The organism is Sporolactobacillus shoreicorticis, from assembly GCF_024125445.1.
Classification (GTDB): domain Bacteria; phylum Bacillota; class Bacilli; order Bacillales; family Sporolactobacillaceae; genus Sporolactobacillus; species Sporolactobacillus shoreicorticis.
Genome location: NZ_JAMXWM010000011.1, coordinates 1 through 22016, shown reverse-complemented (window position 1 = coordinate 22016; position 22016 = coordinate 1). Strand labels below are relative to the sequence as shown.

Annotated in this window: 25 protein-coding genes; 14 read left to right on the top strand and 11 right to left on the bottom strand. The window is 44.1% G+C overall.

The genetic code is table 11. The annotated features are described in order from the left end of the window. Nucleotides 1–13: 13 nt before the first annotated feature. From cydB to NIE88_RS10540, 3 genes are all read right to left on the bottom strand, one after another. The gene (gene cydB, locus NIE88_RS10550; protein WP_253061952.1) at nucleotides 14–1027 is read right to left on the bottom strand and encodes a cytochrome d ubiquinol oxidase subunit II; all 1014 of its coding nucleotides are present in this window, start codon (nucleotides 1025–1027) and stop codon (nucleotides 14–16) included. Then, on the bottom strand, nucleotides 1014–2417 hold the full coding sequence (locus NIE88_RS10545; RefSeq protein ID WP_253061950.1) for a cytochrome ubiquinol oxidase subunit I: 1404 nt from the start codon (nucleotides 2415–2417) through the stop codon (nucleotides 1014–1016). The genes cydB and NIE88_RS10545 overlap by 14 nt, the downstream gene beginning before the upstream one ends. A 386-nt stretch (nucleotides 2418–2803) precedes the next feature. Continuing rightward, entirely contained in the window at nucleotides 2804–3136 is a 333-nt protein-coding gene (locus tag NIE88_RS10540) for a MerR family transcriptional regulator (protein ID WP_253061948.1), read from the bottom strand. 194 nt (nucleotides 3137–3330) lie between these two features. Here NIE88_RS10540 and ykzB point away from each other — a divergent pair, with 194 nt between their 5' ends. Together ykzB and NIE88_RS10530 are read left to right on the top strand one after the other, a co-directional pair. After that, entirely contained in the window at nucleotides 3331–3468 is a 138-nt protein-coding gene (gene ykzB, locus NIE88_RS10535) for a protein YkzB (protein ID WP_253061946.1), read from the top strand. Nucleotides 3469–3660: 192 nt separating this feature from the next. Next, nucleotides 3661–3819: a Fur-regulated basic protein FbpA gene (locus tag NIE88_RS10530; RefSeq protein ID WP_253061944.1), complete on the top strand. Its 159-nt coding sequence runs from the start codon at nucleotides 3661–3663 to the stop codon at nucleotides 3817–3819. 48 nt (nucleotides 3820–3867) lie between these two features. Here the strand turns inward: NIE88_RS10530 and NIE88_RS10525 are convergent, their stop codons facing one another. Further along, entirely contained in the window at nucleotides 3868–4443 is a 576-nt protein-coding gene (locus NIE88_RS10525; protein ID WP_253061942.1) for an RBBP9/YdeN family alpha/beta hydrolase, read from the bottom strand. Nucleotides 4444–4840: 397 nt separating this feature from the next. Then, nucleotides 4841–5419 carry a phosphatidylglycerophosphatase A family protein gene (locus NIE88_RS10520; RefSeq protein WP_373689428.1) on the bottom strand — a complete coding sequence of 193 codons (579 nt, stop codon included), beginning with the start codon at nucleotides 5417–5419 and terminating at the stop codon, nucleotides 4841–4843. 533 nt (nucleotides 5420–5952) lie between these two features. On the opposite strand from NIE88_RS10520, the gene NIE88_RS10515 reads away from it, so the two are divergent. Further along, nucleotides 5953–6636: a DUF421 domain-containing protein gene (locus NIE88_RS10515; RefSeq protein ID WP_253061938.1), complete on the top strand. Its 684-nt coding sequence runs from the start codon at nucleotides 5953–5955 to the stop codon at nucleotides 6634–6636. Nucleotides 6637–6718: 82 nt separating this feature from the next. Here NIE88_RS10515 and NIE88_RS10510 read toward each other — a convergent pair whose 3' ends face one another. Continuing rightward, a complete protein-coding gene (locus NIE88_RS10510; protein WP_253061936.1) occupies nucleotides 6719–7714 on the bottom strand; it encodes a hypothetical protein in 996 nt (331 codons plus the stop codon). A 559-nt stretch (nucleotides 7715–8273) separates the two neighbouring features. Continuing rightward, complete coding sequence (locus tag NIE88_RS10505) at nucleotides 8274–9410, bottom strand: BMQ_0737 family morphogenetic spore coat protein (RefSeq protein ID WP_253061934.1); 1137 nt, start codon at nucleotides 9408–9410, stop codon at nucleotides 8274–8276. 224 nt (nucleotides 9411–9634) lie between these two features. Between NIE88_RS10505 and NIE88_RS10500 the strand changes: the two genes are divergently transcribed. Next, nucleotides 9635–9940 carry a hypothetical protein gene (locus NIE88_RS10500; protein WP_253061932.1) on the top strand — a complete coding sequence of 102 codons (306 nt, stop codon included), beginning with the start codon at nucleotides 9635–9637 and terminating at the stop codon, nucleotides 9938–9940. A gap of 35 nt (nucleotides 9941–9975) precedes the next feature. Next, nucleotides 9976–10116 (top strand): hypothetical protein, encoded by a 141-nt coding sequence (locus NIE88_RS10495; protein ID WP_253061930.1) that lies wholly within the window; start codon nucleotides 9976–9978, stop codon nucleotides 10114–10116. A 134-nt stretch (nucleotides 10117–10250) separates the two neighbouring features. On the opposite strand, the gene fabI is transcribed toward NIE88_RS10495, so the two are convergent. Next, nucleotides 10251–11027 carry an enoyl-ACP reductase FabI gene (gene fabI / locus NIE88_RS10490; RefSeq protein WP_253061928.1) on the bottom strand — a complete coding sequence of 259 codons (777 nt, stop codon included), beginning with the start codon at nucleotides 11025–11027 and terminating at the stop codon, nucleotides 10251–10253. A 289-nt stretch (nucleotides 11028–11316) separates the two neighbouring features. Here fabI and NIE88_RS10485 point away from each other — a divergent pair, with 289 nt between their 5' ends. After that, nucleotides 11317–12483: an FtsW/RodA/SpoVE family cell cycle protein gene (locus tag NIE88_RS10485; protein ID WP_253061926.1), complete on the top strand. Its 1167-nt coding sequence runs from the start codon at nucleotides 11317–11319 to the stop codon at nucleotides 12481–12483. A 124-nt stretch (nucleotides 12484–12607) separates the two neighbouring features. Then, entirely contained in the window at nucleotides 12608–13348 is a 741-nt protein-coding gene (gene prpE, locus NIE88_RS10480; RefSeq protein WP_253061924.1) for a bis(5'-nucleosyl)-tetraphosphatase PrpE, read from the top strand. On the opposite strand, the gene NIE88_RS10475 is transcribed toward prpE, so the two are convergent. The 3 genes from NIE88_RS10475 to yjbM are packed head-to-tail and all read right to left on the bottom strand — an operon-like array spanning nucleotide 13329 to nucleotide 15819. After that, nucleotides 13329–14252: an RluA family pseudouridine synthase gene (locus NIE88_RS10475; RefSeq protein ID WP_253061922.1), complete on the bottom strand. Its 924-nt coding sequence runs from the start codon at nucleotides 14250–14252 to the stop codon at nucleotides 13329–13331. The two genes, prpE and NIE88_RS10475, sit on opposite strands and share 20 nt — an antisense overlap. Before the next feature lie 47 nt (nucleotides 14253–14299). Continuing rightward, a complete protein-coding gene (locus NIE88_RS10470; RefSeq protein WP_253061920.1) occupies nucleotides 14300–15139 on the bottom strand; it encodes an NAD kinase in 840 nt (279 codons plus the stop codon). Between the two features lie 56 nt (nucleotides 15140–15195). After that, complete coding sequence (gene yjbM / locus NIE88_RS10465) at nucleotides 15196–15819, bottom strand: GTP diphosphokinase (protein WP_290446418.1); 624 nt, start codon at nucleotides 15817–15819, stop codon at nucleotides 15196–15198. A 170-nt stretch (nucleotides 15820–15989) separates the two neighbouring features. On the opposite strand from yjbM, the gene NIE88_RS10460 reads away from it, so the two are divergent. From NIE88_RS10460 to NIE88_RS10430, 7 genes are all read left to right on the top strand, one after another. Continuing rightward, nucleotides 15990–16574 carry a CYTH domain-containing protein gene (locus NIE88_RS10460; protein ID WP_253061916.1) on the top strand — a complete coding sequence of 195 codons (585 nt, stop codon included), beginning with the start codon at nucleotides 15990–15992 and terminating at the stop codon, nucleotides 16572–16574. Between the two features lie 7 nt (nucleotides 16575–16581). Beyond that, nucleotides 16582–17286 carry a lytic transglycosylase domain-containing protein gene (locus NIE88_RS10455; protein ID WP_290446417.1) on the top strand — a complete coding sequence of 235 codons (705 nt, stop codon included), beginning with the start codon at nucleotides 16582–16584 and terminating at the stop codon, nucleotides 17284–17286. Between the two features lie 16 nt (nucleotides 17287–17302). Further along, nucleotides 17303–17425 (top strand): hypothetical protein, encoded by a 123-nt coding sequence (locus NIE88_RS10450; RefSeq protein WP_253061914.1) that lies wholly within the window; start codon nucleotides 17303–17305, stop codon nucleotides 17423–17425. Nucleotides 17426–17668: 243 nt separating this feature from the next. After that, complete coding sequence (locus tag NIE88_RS10445) at nucleotides 17669–18790, top strand: ABC transporter ATP-binding protein (RefSeq protein ID WP_253061912.1); 1122 nt, start codon at nucleotides 17669–17671, stop codon at nucleotides 18788–18790. Next, a complete protein-coding gene (locus NIE88_RS10440) occupies nucleotides 18790–19737 on the top strand; it encodes a carbohydrate ABC transporter permease (protein WP_253061910.1) in 948 nt (315 codons plus the stop codon). Before NIE88_RS10445 ends, NIE88_RS10440 begins: the two co-directional genes overlap by 1 nt. After that, complete coding sequence (locus tag NIE88_RS10435) at nucleotides 19734–20546, top strand: carbohydrate ABC transporter permease (protein ID WP_253061908.1); 813 nt, start codon at nucleotides 19734–19736, stop codon at nucleotides 20544–20546. Before NIE88_RS10440 ends, NIE88_RS10435 begins: the two co-directional genes overlap by 4 nt. 24 nt (nucleotides 20547–20570) lie before the next feature. Next, entirely contained in the window at nucleotides 20571–21899 is a 1329-nt protein-coding gene (locus NIE88_RS10430; RefSeq protein WP_253061906.1) for an ABC transporter substrate-binding protein, read from the top strand. The last annotated feature ends 117 nt before the right edge of the window (nucleotides 21900–22016 follow it).

Here is a 22016-nt window from a genome sequence, read left to right as displayed (position 1 = left end):
CCTTTTCCCTCTCTCAATATTCCATATGTTCTTCTTTCGAAACTCTCTTTCTAAATACATAATAACTCCAAATCGAGTAGCCGAGAACAAATGGAAGCAATGTAACCGCAACAATGGTCATTACAGTCAGTGAGTAGGATCCCGATGCTGAATTATAAACCGTCAAATCATAGGCTTTTTTGACGTTGCTGATCATCAGTCTTGGGAACAAACCGATAAACAACGAGCTGATCGTCAGCACAATAACTCCCGCGTTCATTCCAAATGCCCATCCGTCACGCTTCTTACTTAAGAAAAATGCCGAAAGAATCAACAGAATGACGTCCAGCGCATAGATCGGATACAGGACCAGGCCACGTTTCGTAAACAGATCCGTGACAAAGAACGTCACCACAACAAAAGCAATGGCTGCTGCTGCCAATACCCAGAATATTTTTTTCGCCAGTGCACGCGTGCGCGCTTGAATGACATCAGTCGTTCGAAGGCAAATATAAACAAGACCGTGATAAAGACATAAAAGCGTGATTAATACACCGCCAAGGGCTGAGTATGGATTGACAATGCTCGTAAATGTAGCATGCATGTTCATGTTTTTATCAATGGGGAGCCCATAAACGAGCGTTGAAAAAACCACACCCCATAAAAATGGGCAAAGCAGACTGGCAATAAAAATTGCCCAGTCCCAAGTACCCGCCCATTTTGGATGATCGACCTTCGCTCTGTACTCAAATGCAGTTCCGCGTGCAATCAGGAGCAACAATAAAAACACGAGCGGAACATAAAAACCGCTGAACAGCGTTGCATACCAGTTTGGAAAGGCCGCGAACATCGCACCGCCTGCCGTAATCATCCATACTTCATTTGCATCCCAGAACGGTCCGATCGTATTGATCAACACGCGCCGTTCTGTCTCATCCCGTGCGACAAATCGCGTGGCCATGCCGACGCCAAAGTCATAGCCTTCAAGGAAAAAGAAACCGATAAACAAGATCGCTATTAGAAGAAACCACAATTCATTCAGTAACAATGTGATATCCCTCCCCGTCAAACGGATCGTTTGATTGATTCGTTACTTTATTGTCAAGTGAAGGTCCTTCCTTAAACGTGCGTACAAACAGATAAATCATGACAACTGCCATAATCGAATACATCCCGATAAATGCAATGATCGAGAAAAGCAGTTCCCCTGCTGAAACATTAGGTGACACACTTGCTGCCGTCTGCATGTAACCAAAAACGGTCCAAGGCTGACGACCAATCTCTGTCATCAGCCAACCGGTTGTGCTGCCGATAAAAGGGATGGCGATCGCTGCAACCATGGTGCGCAAAAACCATTTGTTGTTCAGAAGTTTCTTTCTCCAAACAAGAAATACACCGACAATACCGAGCAGACAGAGCAGCCCGCCCATAACCGTCATGATCCGAAACGTCCAAAACGTTGTTTTAACTGATGGGATATAATTGCCAGGACCATATTTTTCCACGTATCTCTTTTGAAGTGTTTCGATTCCTTCTACACTCCCACTGAATTTTCCGTATGACAGGAAACTCAATAAATAAGGAATTTTTATTTCTCCCGTGTTTTTATGATTCTTTGTATCAATATTTGCAATAACCGTCCATGGAGCCGGATCTGCCGTATCTTTCCAAGTGCCTTCACTTGCAGCCATTTTCATCGGCTGCGTCTTTACCAGATACTGTGCCTGCGAATGTCCGACAAGTGAAAGCAGAACACCGGACACGAGCCCGATCACTATGGCAATTTTAAATGATTTTAAGTAGAAATCCACACGGTTTCTTTTCAACAATGCAATCGCACTGATGCCGGCAACAACAAAAGCACCGGTCGCGAAGGAGCCGAAGATTGTGTGCGGAAATTCTACCCATAGCTGAGGATTTGTGAGAAGTGCCAGAAAATCATTCATTTCCGCCCTACCATTATTAATATGAAAACCGACCGGGTGTTGCATAAATGAGTTTGCAGTCAGAATCCAAAGGGCCGATAAAGTCGTTCCAGCCGTAACCAGCCAAATGCAGGTAAGATGAACTTTTTTCGACAGTCTGTCCCACCCGAACAGCCAAAGGCCAATAAATGTAGACTCCATAAAGAAGGCCAGCAACGCTTCAATCGCAAGAGGCGCTCCGAAGACATCCCCCATAAATCGCGAATACTCGGACCAGTTCATCCCGAATTGGAACTCTTGCAGAATCCCCGTCACAACACCGATCGCAAAATTAATTAGAAAAAACTTTCCCCAGAATTGAGTCATTTTCTTGTAAATTTCATTATTCTTGACAACATACATGGTTTCCATGATTGACACAATCAGTACTAGACCGATGGACAACGGAACAAAAAAGAAGTGGAAAATGGTTGTTGCCGCATACTGAAATCTCGCTAAACTCAATACGTCCATACTCTCTCCTCTTTTCAAGTTGGTGACCTTTCACTCACGTCACCATTTATCTATAAGGACATAAAGCTTATTCCCGACTTTTTCAATCGGGTTTAAAAATAAAAAAGTGTAACAGATGTCACATTCCACCTCTTACTTTACAACTTCCATAGCATACTTTTCGTATTATTTCATGACAATTTTGTGAACAAAATATGGCACATTTTTTGCTGTTTTGTGACAAACAGGACTAACGTTAAGATGAAATTTTTCAATTACAGGCGTTTTTTCAACAAGAATAACGCTTCTATTTGGCCCTTATAACGACAATTTCCGATCTAAAATCTGTTTTTCGGTAATGCAAAAAGATCCGGCATAGTGCCGGATCCTGATAAATTCAAGATTCATTAATCTCTTTTGTTAAAATAGGCATTCAATTGTCCACGAATCATGCGTTCTCTCAGCTTATTATCATAACGCTTGCTCTCTTTTTTCTGCATTTCTTTGCGCAGCTCGGAGGTCTGCATACCGTCTTCCATTTTATTAGCTATGTCCATAAGCGCTTCCACATCGGAAAAAGAATACTTCCGATTCCCCCGCTCTGTTCTCTCAGGGAAAATCAATTTTCTTTTTTCATAATAACGGATTTGACGTTCGCTGAGGCCTGTGAGCTCACAAACAGTTCCGATCGTGATGACTTTTTTGTATAAATATGCGTCCTTTGGAGAATGCGTCACCATTCATTTATCATCCTCTCTTCGCAACCAACATGACTCATTAATCACGAAACATTTTGTAAGATAATATTACATCATTATTTCACTTACATCAATCAATATGTAAGAATTAATGACAAAATATTGGACGAAATCATGCATTCCGTTTAAAATAATAATTAAGTTCTGTACTGAGAATGATCTTAGGAGGCATCCCAATGGAACAAGATAAAGCAACAAATTTAGCAAAACGAATTATTCAGTTGGATTTGAAACGTGATGAATTACTTGAAGAATTGATCATGGTTAGCGGTAATGACGCACTTGAACTATTGAGGCGGGTCCAAAACGCATAAATAGATTTTTTTATACAAAAATGAACTATAAAATCCTAAAAAGTCAGAGGATGTTAGTATAAGCCATTCGGCAAATGAAGGAACTTTTGCTAAGCACGCGTATGTCCGAACCTAGACTATCCGCAACCGTCGCAAGGCGCTTTTAATCTGTTTCCATGCGATCATTTTTATGAAAAACAAGGGGTGTGGGTGATGTCCAATACGCTCACAAGAAGCTATGAAGAAAAAAAAAGTGATCTTATCAGCAAGATGCTTGATCACGGTATTTTTAAGTTCAAAAATCATCAACTTTACGAGCTTTCCTTAACCGAGCTTGAGAACGTTTACCAAAAACATTTGAGAAACAACTAAATAATTAAGAAACAAGCCAGAGGATTTGCTGCCTCTGGCTTGTGTTGTTCAGACCGATACGCACGGCCAGTATACATCATTCTCTAAGCAAAAACGAAGCATCCATGGCCATGGTCCGTAGCCAGATTGGATATTGATATGCCCTTGCTCTGGGAAAACCAAACAAGGTACATGAAAATCAAAATACTGTTTCATTTTGTCTTGAGGCAGAAAATGATCATTTGTTGATAAAATTAATAACGATTTCTTTGCGACTTTTTGCAATACAGTCTTATCCTTTGGAAGCGGAAAAAAGTTCTGAATCTCTGGTTTGTCCAAATGCTCAGATGGCGGACAGACCATGATTAATCGATCCACCTTCCTTGCATCATGCCGTGACGCATAATGAAGCCAGAGAATACAGCCTAAACTATGTGTTACCACAACCAGAGGTTCATCCCTAGGAATCTCGTTCATTGTCTCTTCAAGGCAGTCAAGCCACGCTCCTCTTACCGGATGCTCCCATTGAGGAAGCTGCGGAAACCAGACACGCGCTCCCCTTTTCTTCAATTCTTCAGTCAGCCACTCTTGCCAGTGCCCGCTCGTACTGCCGCCAAGCCCATGTAGCACAAGAAAACAGGTCATATTCAGCACCTCATCAGTTAATCGCGTTACCTTATTCGAAAACTTGGTTTTGCCAATCCTCTGGCGAAAGCAAAGCCGCCGCCGTGGCGGTCACTGATGACCTAGCTTCATCCCACCACAGGACGTATTTCACAGGATGATAACTTTCGCGTTGCGTATGGGACATACATGTGCTCAGCAAAAGTTTCTTTATTTGCCAGGCCACTTGCACTCGATTCCGTTCATATTTTATACTTTTTATTTGTGTTAAAACCAACTTTATAACATTATATCATTAGAAAACATGGCTTCGTCAAGCCACTGAGCGGCGAATCCTTAATTGCACTTCCACATTCCTCTAAATTTTTATATTTTCTTATTTGTACCAAAAAAGCGAATCTACAAGATCAGGATTCGCTTATTTACAGTTGGATTGAGAAACACGTTTTTCTTCATCATCCCTCACTCGATGAGCAAGCCGGCTTGATGCGTCAGCCGCAATGCTGGCAATCAAATCGTCAAGGAACGTGTTGACTTTCCCCTCTTTTTCAAGATCCAGCCGGCCGATAATCTTAGGCTTTACCTTATCCAGATAGCCAAAGGTCGTCGCCGCAATACTGCCAAAACTGGATACAGCACCTAATGCAATCGTTTCATCCACACCAAATAGGCCTTCATCTTGATCTACAAGTGACTGCAGAGGTTCAGACAGCAATTTTTTTTCAGCCAGCCGATCAAGTTCTATTCCCACGAGAATTGCGTGCTGCAACTCCCTTTTGGCAAGTACGCCCTGAACATTCTCCACACATGTATCAATCGTCAATCCGGACATAAAGGGTTTCTGTAAATCTAAAACAATTTCTGCAATATCCTCAATGGTAACACCGCGCTCTTCTAAGGCCGCTTCAACGGCATTTGCGATGGCCTCAGAAGTTACTCTTTTTTTATTCGCCGAATAAAAAGTTGCACCTTTTGGCAGACCAGGTGCGTAGGTCATACTTTTCGAATAGGATTGTTCACTCATTCATCTTTTCTCCTTCCAAAAACAGATCAAGACATAGTATTGACCCGTCATTCTGTACATTATTGTATTTTCATATACAACTGATTCAAAAAACTGCACAAAAACAGGATGCAGCTGAAAAAATACATAAAACTCAGGTATTGATCATCTAAAATAAGTTGCTTTATTCCCCTGCTTAACGCCAAAAATTGCACAAACTGCCTTCTTCATTTTATGCCAAAAAACGAAAATAAATGACGGAAGAATAGAAAAGTCACAAAAGTATCGCAAAAAACACGTCAAAATGGGGCGCCCGCGATCAAGACTCCGCACCGTTATCATAGCGCAATCACCTCGTTTCAAGCAAGAACGAATATCAGTGCTTACTTTTTACATAGAAAAACGCAATTTTTCTTTATTCAGACATGCGCACTATTTATCCTGTATAAAATCTGCTTCATTCTCAAAAACTAAATGAAGTTTGCGATTAACACAACGGCTCGGCATTCGAAAGGCGGCATGTGTACATGAATGAATTTATCTCTATTTGCGTTGAATTAAGTGTCGGATTATTCGCCCTGCTTCTTCTGACAAAAGTCATGGGTCGGGCGTCACTGTCTGAGTCGACGCCATTTGACTTCATTTCAATGATTGTTGTCGGCGATTTTGTCAGTGATGCAATCTATGATCCTCAAACCCATGTCTTCAAGGTCATTTTCACCATTCTGTTCTGGGGCATTTTGATCTATCTTATTGATATTATTACGCTGAAATACCATCAGTCACGTGGCTTCTTTGAGAGCCAGCCAGCTCTAATTATTAATAAAGGTCAAATAGATCGGGAAATCATGAAGAAAAATCGTGTAGACATGAATCACTTGCAGATGCTTCTGCGCGATCGGGATATTTTTTCGTTACGGGAAATTGAGTTTGCGATACTGGAGCCGAACGGCAAAATTTCTGTTCTCCGAAAATCAGAGTATGAACAAACAAAACGCAAGGATCTGAAGCTCGCTAATCAGGCAGTTTCTCTTCCAATCACATTAATCAGTGACGGAACGATTATTGAGAAGAATTTGCGTTTAATCGGTAAAACAGAAGCGTGGCTTATTGACGAACTGAAAAGGCACTCCGTCGATGAGCCGGATCAAATTATGGTTGCCGAATGGCGAAATGAGGATGGACTGTTCATTCAAAGGATACGGTCGTAAACAAAAAACACTGATCCGAAATTTAATGCGAGCAATGCTCATCATCCCAGATGTTGAACCTGACCACCATGTCATCTGCCATTCAATCAATATCGCTTTTCTGCTCATGAAATGATGTATTTACAACGATTTCATTGCCACATTTGACCTTATATACATCGTCACCAAAGAAAACAAAGCACTCAATACGCACAGAATCCAAGTAACTGTGATCAACAGGAATTTGAAAATTAGTAAACGCCGTCGATTGTCCCGGATTTATAATTATTGGATCCGATGGTCTCACCCATATTTCTCCGGACTGATTCTTCTCGCTTCCTCCCTCCATGTCCAAAATAACCCATACATTTTCTTCTTGCTCGCTTTGTTCCAAAGGTGCATCTTCTTCATGAATGACATGCCCTTTTAATGCCGCAATATCTCCCGGATGAAAACGAAAACAGATTGTCGGTGTATCCAAAGACAGCGCGCCGGTATTTTCAATGAGCACATCGCCTTGAATTAAACTTTTCTTCCCGCTAAGAATCCAAACGTAATTGATATAGGAAATTGCTCCGTACTTTTCCTGTTGATGACCGTCATTGCTTGGGGCGGGAATGGGTTCTGTTTTTTTGTGTTCGTTCTTTAACCGATGTTCCAGAATAGCAAGCCGTTTTTCATAGACTTCAATACGTCTGTTTTTATCGTTAATTTCTGTTTGTACTTCGCCAAGCAAACGTTCATATCCCTGGACACGATGTCTATATTCATCACTTGACAAGTCCGATGCTGCGCGCTGATTCTGTTTAAGCAGTTCAATGGTTGCTTCGGCGGTATCAAGCTTTTTTTGAATCTCTTGTTCACGCTGCTTCAGAGCCACATAATCCTTATTCAGAGCGGCTAGTTGGTTCTTGAGTTTCTCATAATTCTTATCTATATCCTTCGTCTTTGCCGTCTTTTCACTCAGCTCTTTTTTTAACTGCGCGACTTCTTCCTTAGCGAAGATCATGCTTTGCTCCAATTTCAGCGCCTTATTTCGATAAAATTTCTGCCTGTCTTCCAATGAAGCCATTGCTAACATGTCCTTTTGGCTGGTCATGGTCGGCGCCTCCCGAAAAATGTCATCACTGAAACCAGTATATGAGGAAAGAACTCGTCCATTGCTTGTTCCTCTTTTTTTCTCTGCATGAGCCGCATTTAGTTGAAAAATAAGAAAAACCGGGCAAAAAACGCCCGGTTCTGAATACACTCCAGTTGCTCGCGGGCAGTCCGGGAGCCTCCTCAACAAGTCAAATGTCTGCGGGATCTCCCCTGACCTGCACTGAGACCACTGAAAACTGCCGATTTTAAAAAAATGGACTTTTTTGGGGTCACAATAGTCTCCCCATAAAAAACGTCGCTTAGAAGCGAATCTGAGCGCTCATTCTTCATCTGCAAATTTTTGATTTTAAAATGTTGGACTTTTTCAGTAGCTTCCCTTCACTCCCTCAAGAGTCCTGCGCCCCTCAAGCGAGTCAAGAATGTTTCTTAACTTTTTAGAAAACTTGGTGAGGCCAAGTCTCAGCTCATCCGCTAATCGTTTATCTTTGTCACTCTGTACTTTCTTTTTGTACAAAAAAATAGAGAGTGAACAAATCACTCCCTACGTCCGATCATGCTTAACCGAGGTCTATTTTAATCGTTCCTTCATCAACTTCGACTAATCCGGTCGCAAACGTTACGTTTCCGCTCTTTTTACTGATAATCTTCAGACTGAATTTATCTTCACCGTTTCCGTCAGCCAGATCAAGTTCAAATCCTACTTCTTTGCTGTCGGCATGACCGACGCCGGCAATCTTTAAAATTGAATAGCCGTTTTTCTCAAAAACATCAAGTGAAGAAGGATCGAATCGGTCGGCCTCAAATGTAAAGTCCTTATCATGCTTGTCATCATCCGGATCTTCATATTTGAATTTCAGACTGCTGTCATCTAGATCATCACTGTCAATCGCGACTTTTATAGCTGCGCGACCATCATACTCGCACTCATCCGTTACAGGTCCGGATGCTTCTCCTCGTGCAATAACCTTATGATTCTTTCTTGGGAAAATGTCGTCACATTCTTTCGGAAATTCCGGTGTCGGGCACGGATCATCAAAATCCGGATCATCGACACGAATATCATTGCCGCGCGGTTTGCAGAATTTCGCCTGAACGGACAGCTTAACTTCTGCCTCAACCTGAATATCCGCACAGAAAAATACTTTCAATTTAATGAACGGCGGGAATGGTCCATTGAGAATAACCGAATTATCCAGGATGCGCGCAGAGATTTTCGATACTCTGCAAAGAAGATCTGTTCCTTTCGGATAGCAAAGCGCAAATGGTTCAAGAGCGCTGACATCCGTTTTCAGTTTCGTGACCACTTCTCCCTCTCTGTCGACGACAAGAACAGTAATGGTTGCCGTAAACAGAATCGTGACAAGCTGAGCGTTCACTTCTTGCCCATAAAGATGTCCTTCAACAGATTGTTTCCCACCAACCTGCTCACAAAAGAAATCTTTATGCTCGCCTTTTTTTACCCCACTGTCATCGAGCGGAAATAATGGCGGAGTTTTCGGTGTTTTAACCACCACACGCAGTGGTCGTCTGCTTGGGTCGGCCAAAGCGCATTCAATGTCTTCGAGCTGCGCGTCGGTAAACTGAAGTTTTAATTTTGTACCGATTTTGTCCGTTACCCAGTCGTAGACCTTGGGAACTCTGATACATTCATCCTTAAGCCTGCTTTTTGGCTTGGAGATTAGTTTACTTCCCATGCAAAACCTTCCTTTCTGTCAAATATAAAAAAACATGGTTGGTTGTTTCCCTACATAGTATGGGTATGGTACGGGGATTGGCACAATTATGGCTGCCCATTTTTTGTGCGGATAACTAGAAAAATTCAACGAACGGTTGTTGGAGCAGATTCTCATCTATAGTGAACTTTTCTTTTTTGAGCACATAGTGCGGAGGTGTCCGAAAAATATCGGAGGTGAACGAATTGAATGAAAATCATGAAGCACGGGAAAAGCAGGAATTAACTTCTGCCCGGCACATAAAATGGCCGGCATGGCCGAGTAAGAAAAAGACTGTGTCTCCGGATCAGAGGCAGCGGGCAGAAAAACAGGATCCGATCGAAGACCGGAAAAATCATTTTTCCCCCGCATTTGATGAACAGGATGCAGAGCCGGATGGTGAGTTGATTCAGCCCTTTCATCATGAGGAGGATGATCCGAATTCTGTTGAAATTGATCCCTTCCATATTAACAGTGGTGATCGCCCGTACGATCCACCGCATTCTGAATAAAATGGTGAAGGCCAAAGAAAAAGGAGATGTGTTCGGTGAGTAGAGAAGAAGCTGATGGACGAATTGATGAAAATCAGTCGAAGAGCAAAGCCGATGATTTTTTTGCGAGGCCGAAGAAAAGAAAAAGCGGCTGCAGCACTTGCGGTCGTGTAACCTGGCGGCCGAAAAACAACTAAAGAAAAAAACGGCACCAGTCCTCTCTATAGAGAAGCGGGTACCGTTTTTTTCTGTTCCACAAATGAAAACATGGAATATGGAATTAGTGTAATAGAATCATGAATTCGCCCAGACAAAATCATGATGCTGCTATTTAGATGCTGATAATGTTGAACCCGGCGTCAACATGGATGGTTTCGCCGGTAATATTCTTAGAAAGATCGCTGAATAGGAAAAGTGCGGTATTGCCGACGTCTTCAGGACTAATCGAGCGACGAAGCGGTGCTTTCTCCTCAATAACTTTCAGAACGCCATTGAAATCAGAAATTCCCTTTGCCGACAATGTGCGGATCGGCCCTGCAGAAATGCCGTTTACACGAATATTATCCTTGCCAAGATCACTCGCCAAATACTTTACGCTTGCGTCCAAGCTGGCTTTCGCCACACCCATGACATTATAATTTCTTACGACGCGTTCGCCTCCAAGATAGGTCATGGTAACGACGCTCCCGCCTTCCGTCATCAATCCTTTCGCTTCTTTGAGCACGGCGGTCAATGAATAAGCGCTGACATTCTGTGCAAGCAAGAAGCCGTCCCGCGTCGTGTTCATATAATCTCCGTCAAGTTCTTCTTTTTTGGCGAACGCGATGCAGTGTGCCAGGCCGTCAATCTTGCCGATGTCTTCTTTGATTTTTTCAAAAGTCGCTTTGATCTCTTCGTCAACCGTGACGTCGCACGAATAGAAAAGGCTATCCTTTCCATCAAGCGTTGCCGCCAGCTTTTCCACAGGTTCGCGGAAACGTTCGTTATTGTACGTAAAAATGAGTCTGGCTCCAGCACGATCAAGTGCCTGCGCGATGCCCCACGCAATACTGCGCCTATTGGCAACGCCCATAACCACATATGTACGCCCTTTAAGAGTTAATTCCATGTCCAATCCTCCCTCGTAGATCACGTCAATCCAATCGTTATTATATCATGAAAGAACGCCCGCGTCCTTTTACGTACAAAAGGGCGCACCCATTGATTTGCAAAATTCGTTAGAAAAAGGAATGGGTAGGCGAATACTTTATGTGGCCATCGTTAGAGAACAGTATAGCCGCACTTTACTTGATCCATCTTAATGTTTCTTTTTTTTATGCTTTACGCTATCATGATTAAGTATTACTCATGAATCACTATGGTTACCCCACGAAACTTTTTAGAAGAAGGACAGACTCATGTTAAATAGAGATTCCCTTGCAAAAATAGATTATACGTTATTTTTTATTATCTTCTTGTTCGCCTGCATCAGCTATTTATCAATCTCCATGGCTCCGCTCAAATCCGGAGCGCCTGCTCTGGGCATGGCTCACCGCCAGATTGCATGGTATATCTTCAGTACAATTGTCGCCATTGGGATCATGTTCTTTGATTATGACCGTCTGAAACGGATGCACTGGATTTTCTATGGAATCGGCATGGCGCTGCTACTCGGTCTTACTTTCGCACAACTGGGCGTGCCGATTCCGATGGTTGATAAATCACACGGTGCCATGAGCTGGTACGCGCTTCCGGGCATCGGACAGCTGCAGCCTTCCGAATTCATGAAATTATTTATGATCGTCTCCATAGCAACAACGATTGATAAACATAATGAGGAGTATTCGATTCGCGGATTAAAAGAGGACATGTTACTGCTCGGCAAAATTGCGCTTGTATCCTTTCCGCCCTTTTTGCTGGTTTTTGCTCAGCCGGATCTTGGAACCGCACTCGTCATGTTCAGCATTATTGTTTCCATGACTTTGGTCAGCGGAATTAACTGGAAACTCATTGTCGGCATTTTGGCAGCGATTATTTGTGGATTAGCTTTTTTCGCCATCAGCTGGTTCCACTTTCCCGAAATCGTTAATATTTTTCTTCAATCGCATCAAAAAAATCGTTTTTTAGCTTGGCAGGATCCTGAAAAATATTCCGATGATTTTGGCTATCAGCTGATCCAGTCGCTTAAGTCAATCGGTTCCGGAGAATTCTTCAATTATCGGTTTAACTCGGCAATCACCTTGCCTGAATCCTATAATGATTTTATTTTCGCTGTGATTGGCGGAAGCTTTGGTTTCGTGGGTGCGGTAACGGTCATTCTGCTGTTCTTCTTGTTTATTTCCCGCGTAATCAAAGCAGCAGTTGAAACGCATGACCCATTTGGAAGCTATATTTGTACCGGGATCGTCGGCATGGTCATGTTTCAAGTATTTGAAAACATCGGCATGACCATTCAAGTCATGCCGGTTACCGGGATCACCTTGCCATTTCTAAGTTATGGAGGAAGCTCACTGCTTTCCAGCATGATCTGCGTCGGCATTGTTCAAAGCGTACGCATGCAGACACAAAAGTTCATGTTTTCCTAACAGCCGCAGTCAGTGGCTGTTTTTCTCACAAATAGAAAACTGCAAAAGATTGGCATTGAGAGCGATTCATTAAAAATAAGTTGGGGAAAATAATACTGAATACATTTATCGAGGAATGATGCACATGTATGACGTGATTGGAGATATCCATGGCTGTCTTACAGAGTTTATGCTATTGACTGAGAAACTGGGTTACCAATGGGACCATCATCTGCTCATCCACCCTGAGCAACGAATGCTTGTTTTTGTCGGTGATATCACGGATCGCGGTCCGGCTTCCGTTGAAATGATTCGAATTGTCGCCCATTTAGTGGAACAAGGTCTTGCCTTGTATGTCCCCGGCAACCATTGCAATAAGCTCTATCGGCTCCTCATGGGACATAACGTACAGGTGACTCACGGCCTTGAAACAACCGTACAAGAACTCAATCGATTGGACAGCCAGCAGCGGGAACAGATCTCGGCACAATTCATTGCTCTTTACAGAAAATCGCCGCTGATTCTCTACCTCGATCAGCAGCGATTAGTTGTCTGTCATGCAGGCATGCAGGAAAAAAATTTGTTTAAGCCGCTCACGCGCGCGATGAAATCGTTCGCTCTGTACGGCGATACGACAGGAAAGAAAGATGCGAAAGGACTCCCCGAACGACGTGATTGGGCAAGAAAGTATCATGGAGATCCTTTAATCGTATACGGCCATACTCCGGTGTCAAGGCCGCGCTGGAAAAATCATACACTGAATTTAGATACCGGATGCGTGTTCGGCGGCATGCTGAGCGCGCTGCGCTACCCGGAAATGGAACTGGTTGCCGTTCCATCCTCCATGCCGCAAATCTCGGATCGCTTCAGATCATTTCCAGATTGATCGGCTTTGCTAGAAGTGTCAGCATATCGTCTGGGCACTGTTTGTGCAGGTGGATGAGTTCGCCGGTGAACGGATGGATAAAGGACACTTCAAAGCTATGCAGCGCCTGACGATCCAGCCGTTCCAAGCTGCCGCCATACAGATCATCACCTAGGAGCGGGTGCCCGATCGAGGCAAAATGAACACGGATCTGGTGTGTTCTCCCTGTCTGCAGCTGCACAGCAACGAGTGTCCAATCATTAAATCGCTCAAGCACCTTGTAATGCGTGATTGACCGTCGACCATTCTGCCAATCAACCATTCGTTCAATTGCGCTTCCGTCCCGGCGGCCAATCGGTGCATCGATTACGCCTTGATCCTGTTGCATGATTCCCTCGACAAATGCTAAATATCTGCGATGAATCTCTTTCTTTTTCTGCATTTTAAAAAAACGTTCATGACTGAATCGATGCTTCGCAACCAGCATCAAGCCGGAGGTGTTACGATCCAGCCGATTAATAATATGAACGGTAGACGCAAGATTCTCGTCTTTAAAATAACGCAGCAAACCGTTTGCCAATGTTCCGGACGGATACTGATGAGACGGAATAACAGGGATTCCTGCCGGTTTGTTTACAATCAGGACCACATCATCTTCATAGACAATATCAAGCTGCATGGACTCATCAGAAAGAAATTCACTTGGAGTCTCCGGCGGAAAAACAATCGTCAGCTGCTCACCCCTCTGAAGCACGTGACGCACAGAGCGTTCCCTGCCATCCACGAGTAATTTGCCGCCTTTATATTTAATTGCAGACAACGCACGCCGCGACACTTTGATTTCTTTTTTTAGATAATCGCGCATAACCATTCCCTGTTCGGCAGAACTGATGGTTTTTACGATGGTGTAACATTGCTTCTCCATTTTATTCGGAACCTGCTGTTCCTCATTCACGTCCTTATCTTAAATAACTAGCCAATAAACGAATCGCGCACACGCCGCCAAAATGGAAAGCGTCGAAAACGTGCGAAGCGGATTTTTTCTTCTGCGACACCAAATTCGATCTGTTTCACTTGATCGTGAACGCCTGATAAATAATCCACTGAAAGTGTAAAGGATCGGTCAGTGACCGGCATCACTTGACAGCGGTGGTGTTCAGGCAATATAAGCGGTGAACCCACAGTTCGGTAAACTCGATTATTAATCGATGCAATTTCCGTCAGCTGAATCGAAGAAAGCGAGGGGTGAATGATTGCTCCGGAAAGTCCTTTATTGTAGGCAGTGGAGCCTGTTGGTGTTGAAAAACAGAGCCCATCTCCTCTAAAGCTCTCAAACTTTTCACCCTTGATCATCACATCCGCAACAAGCAGCCCTTCAACACTTCGCACCGTACATTCATTTAATGCCAAAAAATGTTTTGACTCTGTGCCATCCACAAAATCAACAGCAATACGCAGAAGCGGGTATTCGACCATGTCGAAGGTTCTTTCAATGACCGATTGAATAAGATCGTCAACCTCCTCAGCAGTCCAATCGGCATAAAAGCCCAAATGTCCGGTATGAAGTCCTACGAATGCCGTTTTACTTAAGCGATCCGAATAACGATGAAAGGCTTGAAGCAGCGTACCGTCACCGCCAACTGAAATGACGAGATCGGGTTCCATGTCATCATAAATGAGTTTGTGCACGGTCAACTGCTCGAAAATACGCTTCCGCAGCGCAGACGAGAGCTCATCCCCTCTTTTTTCGATCGCAAATTTTTTTAAGCTGCCGGCAGGAACACTCTTTATGTATCGCGGTGTTTGTTCCATCTCACCATAACCTTCTTCCAAGTTATTCATTGCGGTCCCATATGCCGCTCCATGACTTATTCTTCATTAGCATTTTTCTGAAGAAAGCGCAGCTGAGCAACACGAATTTCGTCTCTTATTTGGGACATTTCCTCATCCAGACGAAAGGCAGCTTCAGCAGCACGAAGCAGCCTTTTTTTTACATCAATCGGTATTTTACCATTGTATTTATAGTTCAGCGAATGCTCAATCGTCGCCCAGAAATTCATTGCCAGCGTGCGTACCTGAATTTCAACCAGAATTTTCTTCTCGCCGCTCACTGTCTGCACAGGATATTGAACAACAACGTGATAAGAACGATAGCCACTTTTTTTCTTTTCATTAATGTAGTCACGTTCTTCAACGACAACTAAATCCGTACGGCTGCGAATCAGTTCGACTACCCGATGTATATCATCTACAAATTGACACATGACACGTATCCCCGCAAGATCCTGCATTTGTGTATTCAACTGAGTCAGCGGCATTGCTTTTCGCCGCGCTTTTTCCATAATACTCGGTATCGGCTTCACTCTGCCTGTAACAAATTCAATCGGTGAATTTTCCGAGGTCACCTCATAAAGATCACGATAGCCGCGCAATTTAATTTTAAGCTCGTCTACCGCTTGTTTGTAGGGCGCAAGGAATATATCCCACTCCATTCCAATCACTCCATCTGGTCAAAGACAAGAACAACGTGTCGTCATAATGCTGTTCTTCCACCTGAAAATTTACTACGGTCAGTTGTTTCTTCACACCCATTATGTCATAATTTAGAAGAAGTTACGAGTATCTGCTTTAGCACCATAGATGAAGGCGGGGAGTAAGAAAAATGGCTCAGGAATTGGAAATTGAATATAAAAATATGTTGACAGGTGACGAGTTTGCCAAACTTTGTACGGCGTTTGGATTAAAAACATCCTCGTTTTTCAAACAAGTCAATTATTATTTTGACACCCCCACCTTCGCTTTGATGGACAAAAAAACGGTTCTGCGTATCCGAGCGGTTGGAGCGCAGTATGACTTTACATTAAAACAACCGCATAACGGCGCCATTCTTGAAACCCATCAAGAACTTGATGATGAGGAAAGCCGGTCCATGATCCAGCTTGGGATCGTCCCTTCCGGTGAAATCGAACAGGCGGTCACAAAGATAGGCGTGGATGCAGATCAGCTTGTGCTCATTGGCGAATTGACGACGAAGCGCTGTCAATTCCCTTACCGATCCGGTAAGTTGTTTTTAGATCACAGTCTTTACTTGGATCATAATGATTATGAATTAGAATACGAAGCGGCAGGACAAGGTTCAGGAGCGGACAGCTTCAATGCATTGCTTCTTGAACACTCAATCCCCCGCAGATCTTCGAAAAGTAAAATGATTCGTCTTTTTCAAGCAACACAGGAAAAAAGGAGCTGAACCGACAATGTCTCTTGATTCAAACACAATTGCTCAACTTCTATCAATGTCAGTGATGTCCGGCAATCAGATTTTCTCTGATCAATCAAATTTATCGTCCGGACAAACGAATAATCAATACACCAATCTGTTCAGCACATTACTTTTATTGATGATGAATAGGAACAGTACAAGTACACTGGGCAGCAGCCCTTTAGAATCAGCATCCGCGGCTTCTGATTCGTCACTGTCCACAAATTCAAATGCAGCAGCTGATCGTCTGTTGTGGCAGCAGCTTTCCTCCTCTGTCTCGCCACTAGCAACACAGGGCACCTCTTCCACTGATGCATCTGATTATAATGAAACCATTCAGAAGATGAGCAAAAAATACGCGGTTGATGCAAAATTAATTCGATCGGTTATTGATGCCGAATCCGGCGGCAATCCAAACGCCACCAGTGTGGCAGGCGCGCAGGGTCTCATGCAGCTGATGCCTGCAACAGCAGCAGGACTGGGAGTGACCAATGCCTTTGATCCTGTTCAGAATATCGAAGGCGGAACCAAGTATCTGCGCCGGCTGCTTGATCGTTATAATGGAAATTACTCGCTCGCTTTGGCTGCTTACAACGCAGGATCAGGCAATGTAGAAAAATACGGCGGAATTCCTCCATTTGCCGAAACACAAGCCTATGTGAACAAAATTATGAGCAAATTCCAAACTGCGAGCGTGTGAAAGGCGGTATCCTCTCATGGATGAAGAAAAGTTGAAGGCTCTTGAAGCAGAAAAACAGCAGCCATTAATCGGATCAAATATTTGGGTGCTCGTTCCAGTGGTCGCGATCATCATGTGGGGGCTGCAAAATATTTTTTAAATACTTGCCCCGGCATTTTTTAGTAGTATTTAATCATGCAGCCTATTCATTAGATAACCCCATGCGGTTACTCCTTTTTCACTAATAGAAATGACAATCAGGTCGACATTTGTCGAAGGACATTAATATCGTGTAAATTGTATAAATTATTTGTAATTATCAAAATTTGAAAGCGTCTTCCACTTCTGATCGTGCTATACTGAACGCTGAAAAACGATCTTGCAAAATGGAGGCGTTTAATCATTGAAATCAGTTGAATTGATCGATGTCACAAAAACGTATGGAAACGGGTCGGTGATCATTAAGAATCTGAATCTCAGTATTCAATCCGGTGAATTCTTTGTTCTGGTCGGCCCGTCCGGTTGCGGTAAAAGTACTATTCTCCGGATGATTGCCGGCTTGGAAGGTATGACGTCGGGTACCCTGCTGATCGGCGGCAAACCGGCTAATCTGCTCCCGCCCAGCAAACGCAGCCTGTCGATGGTCTTTCAGAATTATGCGCTTTATCCGCATCTGACCGCCCGGGAAAACATCATTTTTGGTTTGAAAGCACATCGAATCGGCAAAGACATTGTCGAAAAAAGACTGCGTGAAGCAGCAGAAATGCTGAATCTCGCTCCCTGCCTCGACCGCAAACCTCGGCAGCTCTCGGGTGGGCAGCGTCAACGTATCGCTCTGGCACGTTCAATTGTCAGTGAAGCACCAATTTGTCTGATGGACGAGCCGCTTTCAAATCTCGATGCGAAGTTGCGTGCCAGAATGCGTTCAGAAATTCGTCGGATTCAGCGAAAAATCGGCACGACGATGATCTATGTCACCCACGATCAAATCGAGGCGATGACCATGGGTGACCGAATGGCAGTACTCCATGACGGCACCGTTCAGCAGATCGGTCGGCCAATCGACGTTTACAATCATCCTGATCATACATTTGTTGCCTCATTCATCGGTTCGCCACAGATGAACCTGATGCCAGCCGTTTATGATGATGTACAGAAAATACTGCGGATCGGCGCAAGCTGGACAATCACCCGCGAATTGCCAATCGCCGGCGGTGAAGTCATCCTTGGCATCCGTCCTGAAAATATCCATCCCGCCACCCATCCTGCTTCTGCACAAAATAAAGCCATTCATTTTTCCGCCAACATTATCGATACGGAAATTTTAGGAAACGAGACTCAGCTAACCTTCTTGCTTGACCATCAGACTTGGACAGCCAAATGGGAGGGGCAATGGACCATTCCGGACCAAAGTGCGCAAGAAATGGTTATTTTACCTGAAAATCTGTTAGTTTTTGATCGGAAGGACGGTCACATACTCTACGATCCAAAACGTTCGCAGAAAGTAGAAGAGGTGACCGTCTGATGGTCATGGAGCAAACTGAAATCAAAGAAGGGGCCGATTTTCCGGCAACGAACGCGCGTGAACAGCCAATTAACCGTCTTTTCGGCACCCAGCCGGCAGCCTGGCTGTACTTGCTGCCTTCATTGATCCTATTTGCCGTCTTCGTTTTTTATCCATTATTCCGGACACTTCAATTAAGTTTTTTTCTATCTGACAGTAAGGGTCTGCCGACTGTATTTGTCGGCTTCAATAATTATGCTCGGCTACTTAGTTCACCGGAATTTCTAGCCAGTGCGGGCAGCACACTTTTATTCGTTCTGTATACTGTTCCGACGACAATTATTCTAGCGTTGATTCTGGCATTGCTGGCGAATGAGAAGTTAAAAGGGATCGGCTTTTTCCGTACCATTTTTTCCTCAAGTATGGGCATCTCTGTCGCCGCTTCATCAGTCGTCTGGTTGTTCATCTTTAATCCCTCGGCCGGCATTCTCAATCGTCTGCTCAGTCTGCTGGGTGTTACAGGAATCAACTGGCTGGCCGACCCAAACTGGGCCTTATTCTCGGTATCTCTGACGACAATTTGGCTGCATCTTGGTTTTACATTTCTGATTTTACTTGGCGGCCTGCAAAACATCGACGAACATTTATATGAGAATGCACAGATCGAAGGATGCGGCTATTGGTACCGGCTGCGGCGCATCACGTTGCCGATGCTTTCACCAACTTTATTCTTCGTCATTACGGTGTCGATGATCGATGCATTTCAGACCTTCGGACAAATCGACCTGCTAACGAAAGGCGGACCAGGCAATGCGACCAATTTGATCGTTTACTCAATCTATCAGAAAGCATTCATTAATTTTGATTTTGGAATGGCCAGTGCCGAAGTCATTGTGCTTTTCCTCTGCATTTTGCTGATTACGGCACTGCAATTTAAGTTTGGCGAAAGGAAGGTTCACTACCAATGAAACGCATCAAATTGATTAGCCTATACACTGTATTAACCATCCTGTCGCTGATCTTATTTTTTCCAATGCTCTATGCCCTATCGGCCAGCTTTATGAGCGCTCAGGAAGTATTGCTCGGTCATTTTTTTCCGCATCAGCTGCATCCGGAAAACTACTTGGAGGCTTTTCGCGACGTACCCTTGCTGCGTTTTCTGTTTAACAGCATCATTATATCGCTGATTGTCACATTTGGCGTGCTGATCGTTTCCGGAATGGCTGCCTACGCTTTCGTTTTCCTTCACTTCAGAGGACGAAGACTGCTGTTTATATTGTTTATTTCAACGATGATGATCCCTTGGGAAACGTCGATGATCCCCAACTTCGTCACCGTGCAGCATCTTGGCTGGATTAACCGCTATGCCGGATTGACTGTCCCGTTTTTCGCTTCGGCGTTCGGCACGTTTTTGCTTCGCCAGTATTTTAAAACAATTCCTGAAGAAATGTGGGAAGCCGCACAGATTTCTGGCATCGGTCATTTTCGCTTCTTCGTGAAAGTCGTTCTTCCAGTCTCCAGAACCAGTCTTGTGACACTCGGCATTTACACTTTTCTAACCACTTGGAATACGTATCTTTGGCCGCTTTTAACCACCACTGACGAGCGCGTTCGACCGCTGCAGATCGGGTTGCGTCAACTGCAATCACAGGAAACCGTTAACGATTGGGGTGTCGTCATGGCGGCAGCGTTGATCGTCGTTGTACCTACACTGATTGTGCTGTTCATCGGGCAGAAACATTTGCAGCAAGGCTTAACCGACGGAGCTTTGAAGTAATATTTCGCAGAAAGGAAGATCAAGGTGAAACATTTTAGGTTGATCTTAAGTATATTCGTAATCATACTGGTGCTCTTGCTCGGTTGCTATTCGATTAACTCAGCCGCCGCACCGGAACCCGGACGCACCGAAGTTGTCTTCTGGCATTCGATGGGAGGCGTTGCCGGACAGACGCTGCAAAACATTATTAATGATTTTAACCAGTCACAGGATAAAATTTATGTCAAACCTGTCTATCAGGGTTCTTATGAAGAGTCGTTAGCCAAATTCCGTACGATCGGCGGGACAAAAGACGTGCCGGCAATCGTTCAAACTTATGAAGTCGGTACAAAATTCATGATCGACAGCGGCTATATCACCCCGGTTCAGTTTTTTATCGATAAGAATCATTACGATACAAGCGCGCTGGAGAAAAATATTCTCAGCTTTTATACGATTAACGGCAAACTGTATTCAATGCCGTTCAACTCGTCGACACCGGTACTGATGTACAATGCCGATGCATTTAAAAAAGCCGGGATCAATCCGAACAAACCTCCGATGACTTTTTCCGAAGTTGAGGCTGATGCAAAAAAACTGACGCAAACAGATAAAGGAATGGACGGATTTTCCTTCCTGAACTATCCGTGGTATTTTGAAGAAATGCTGACGACACAGCGCGGCTACAATTATGATCATGCCAACGGACGGACAGGATCAATCACCAGATCATTGGTCAACAGCCCGAAAGGTGTACGTATCTTCAGTTGGCTGCAAAAGATGCGAAAAGAACATTTGCTGGCCTATTTCGGTACCAACGGAGGCAACGAACAAACCGCTTTTCTGACTGGCAAACTTGGCATGTACCTCAGTTCATCCGCCAGCGCTGCACAAATCATTCAAAACGCTCCGTTCAAAGTCGGTATCGGTTTTCTGCCGCACGCTGATGGCGTGAAACCGCAAGGAGTGGCAATCGGTGGTGCATCGCTCTGGCTACCGAAGGGCCCGTCAGCAAAAACACAGCAGGCAGCATTTACTTTTATGAAATATCTGGAGTCGCCTGCCGTGCAAGCCAAATGGCATGTCGGCTCCGGCTATTTTCCAATTAACACCAAAGCCTATGATGAGCCGTTGCTGAAAAAGACGTATAAAAAAATCCCTCAGCTGAAGGTTTCCGCCGATCAGCTTCACAGCACCGTCACCTCCTATTACACACGCGGCTTTCTGACGACAATCACTCCGCAGGCACGTATGGAGCTGCAGCAGGCAATCGACAGCGTCATGAACGGTCAGGCACCGAAAAAGACACTTGATACAGCCGCAAACTCAATTACGGACATCATCACACAAACCAACCGTGCCAATCAAAAATAGCTCATACATGTGTAAAAACCGTACCTGAAGAAGCACACGGTTTTTAACGGGATCTTGAAACAACAGACAACTATATCTTTAATGATGGTCAATTAATAAAAAAACACCCGATGCCAG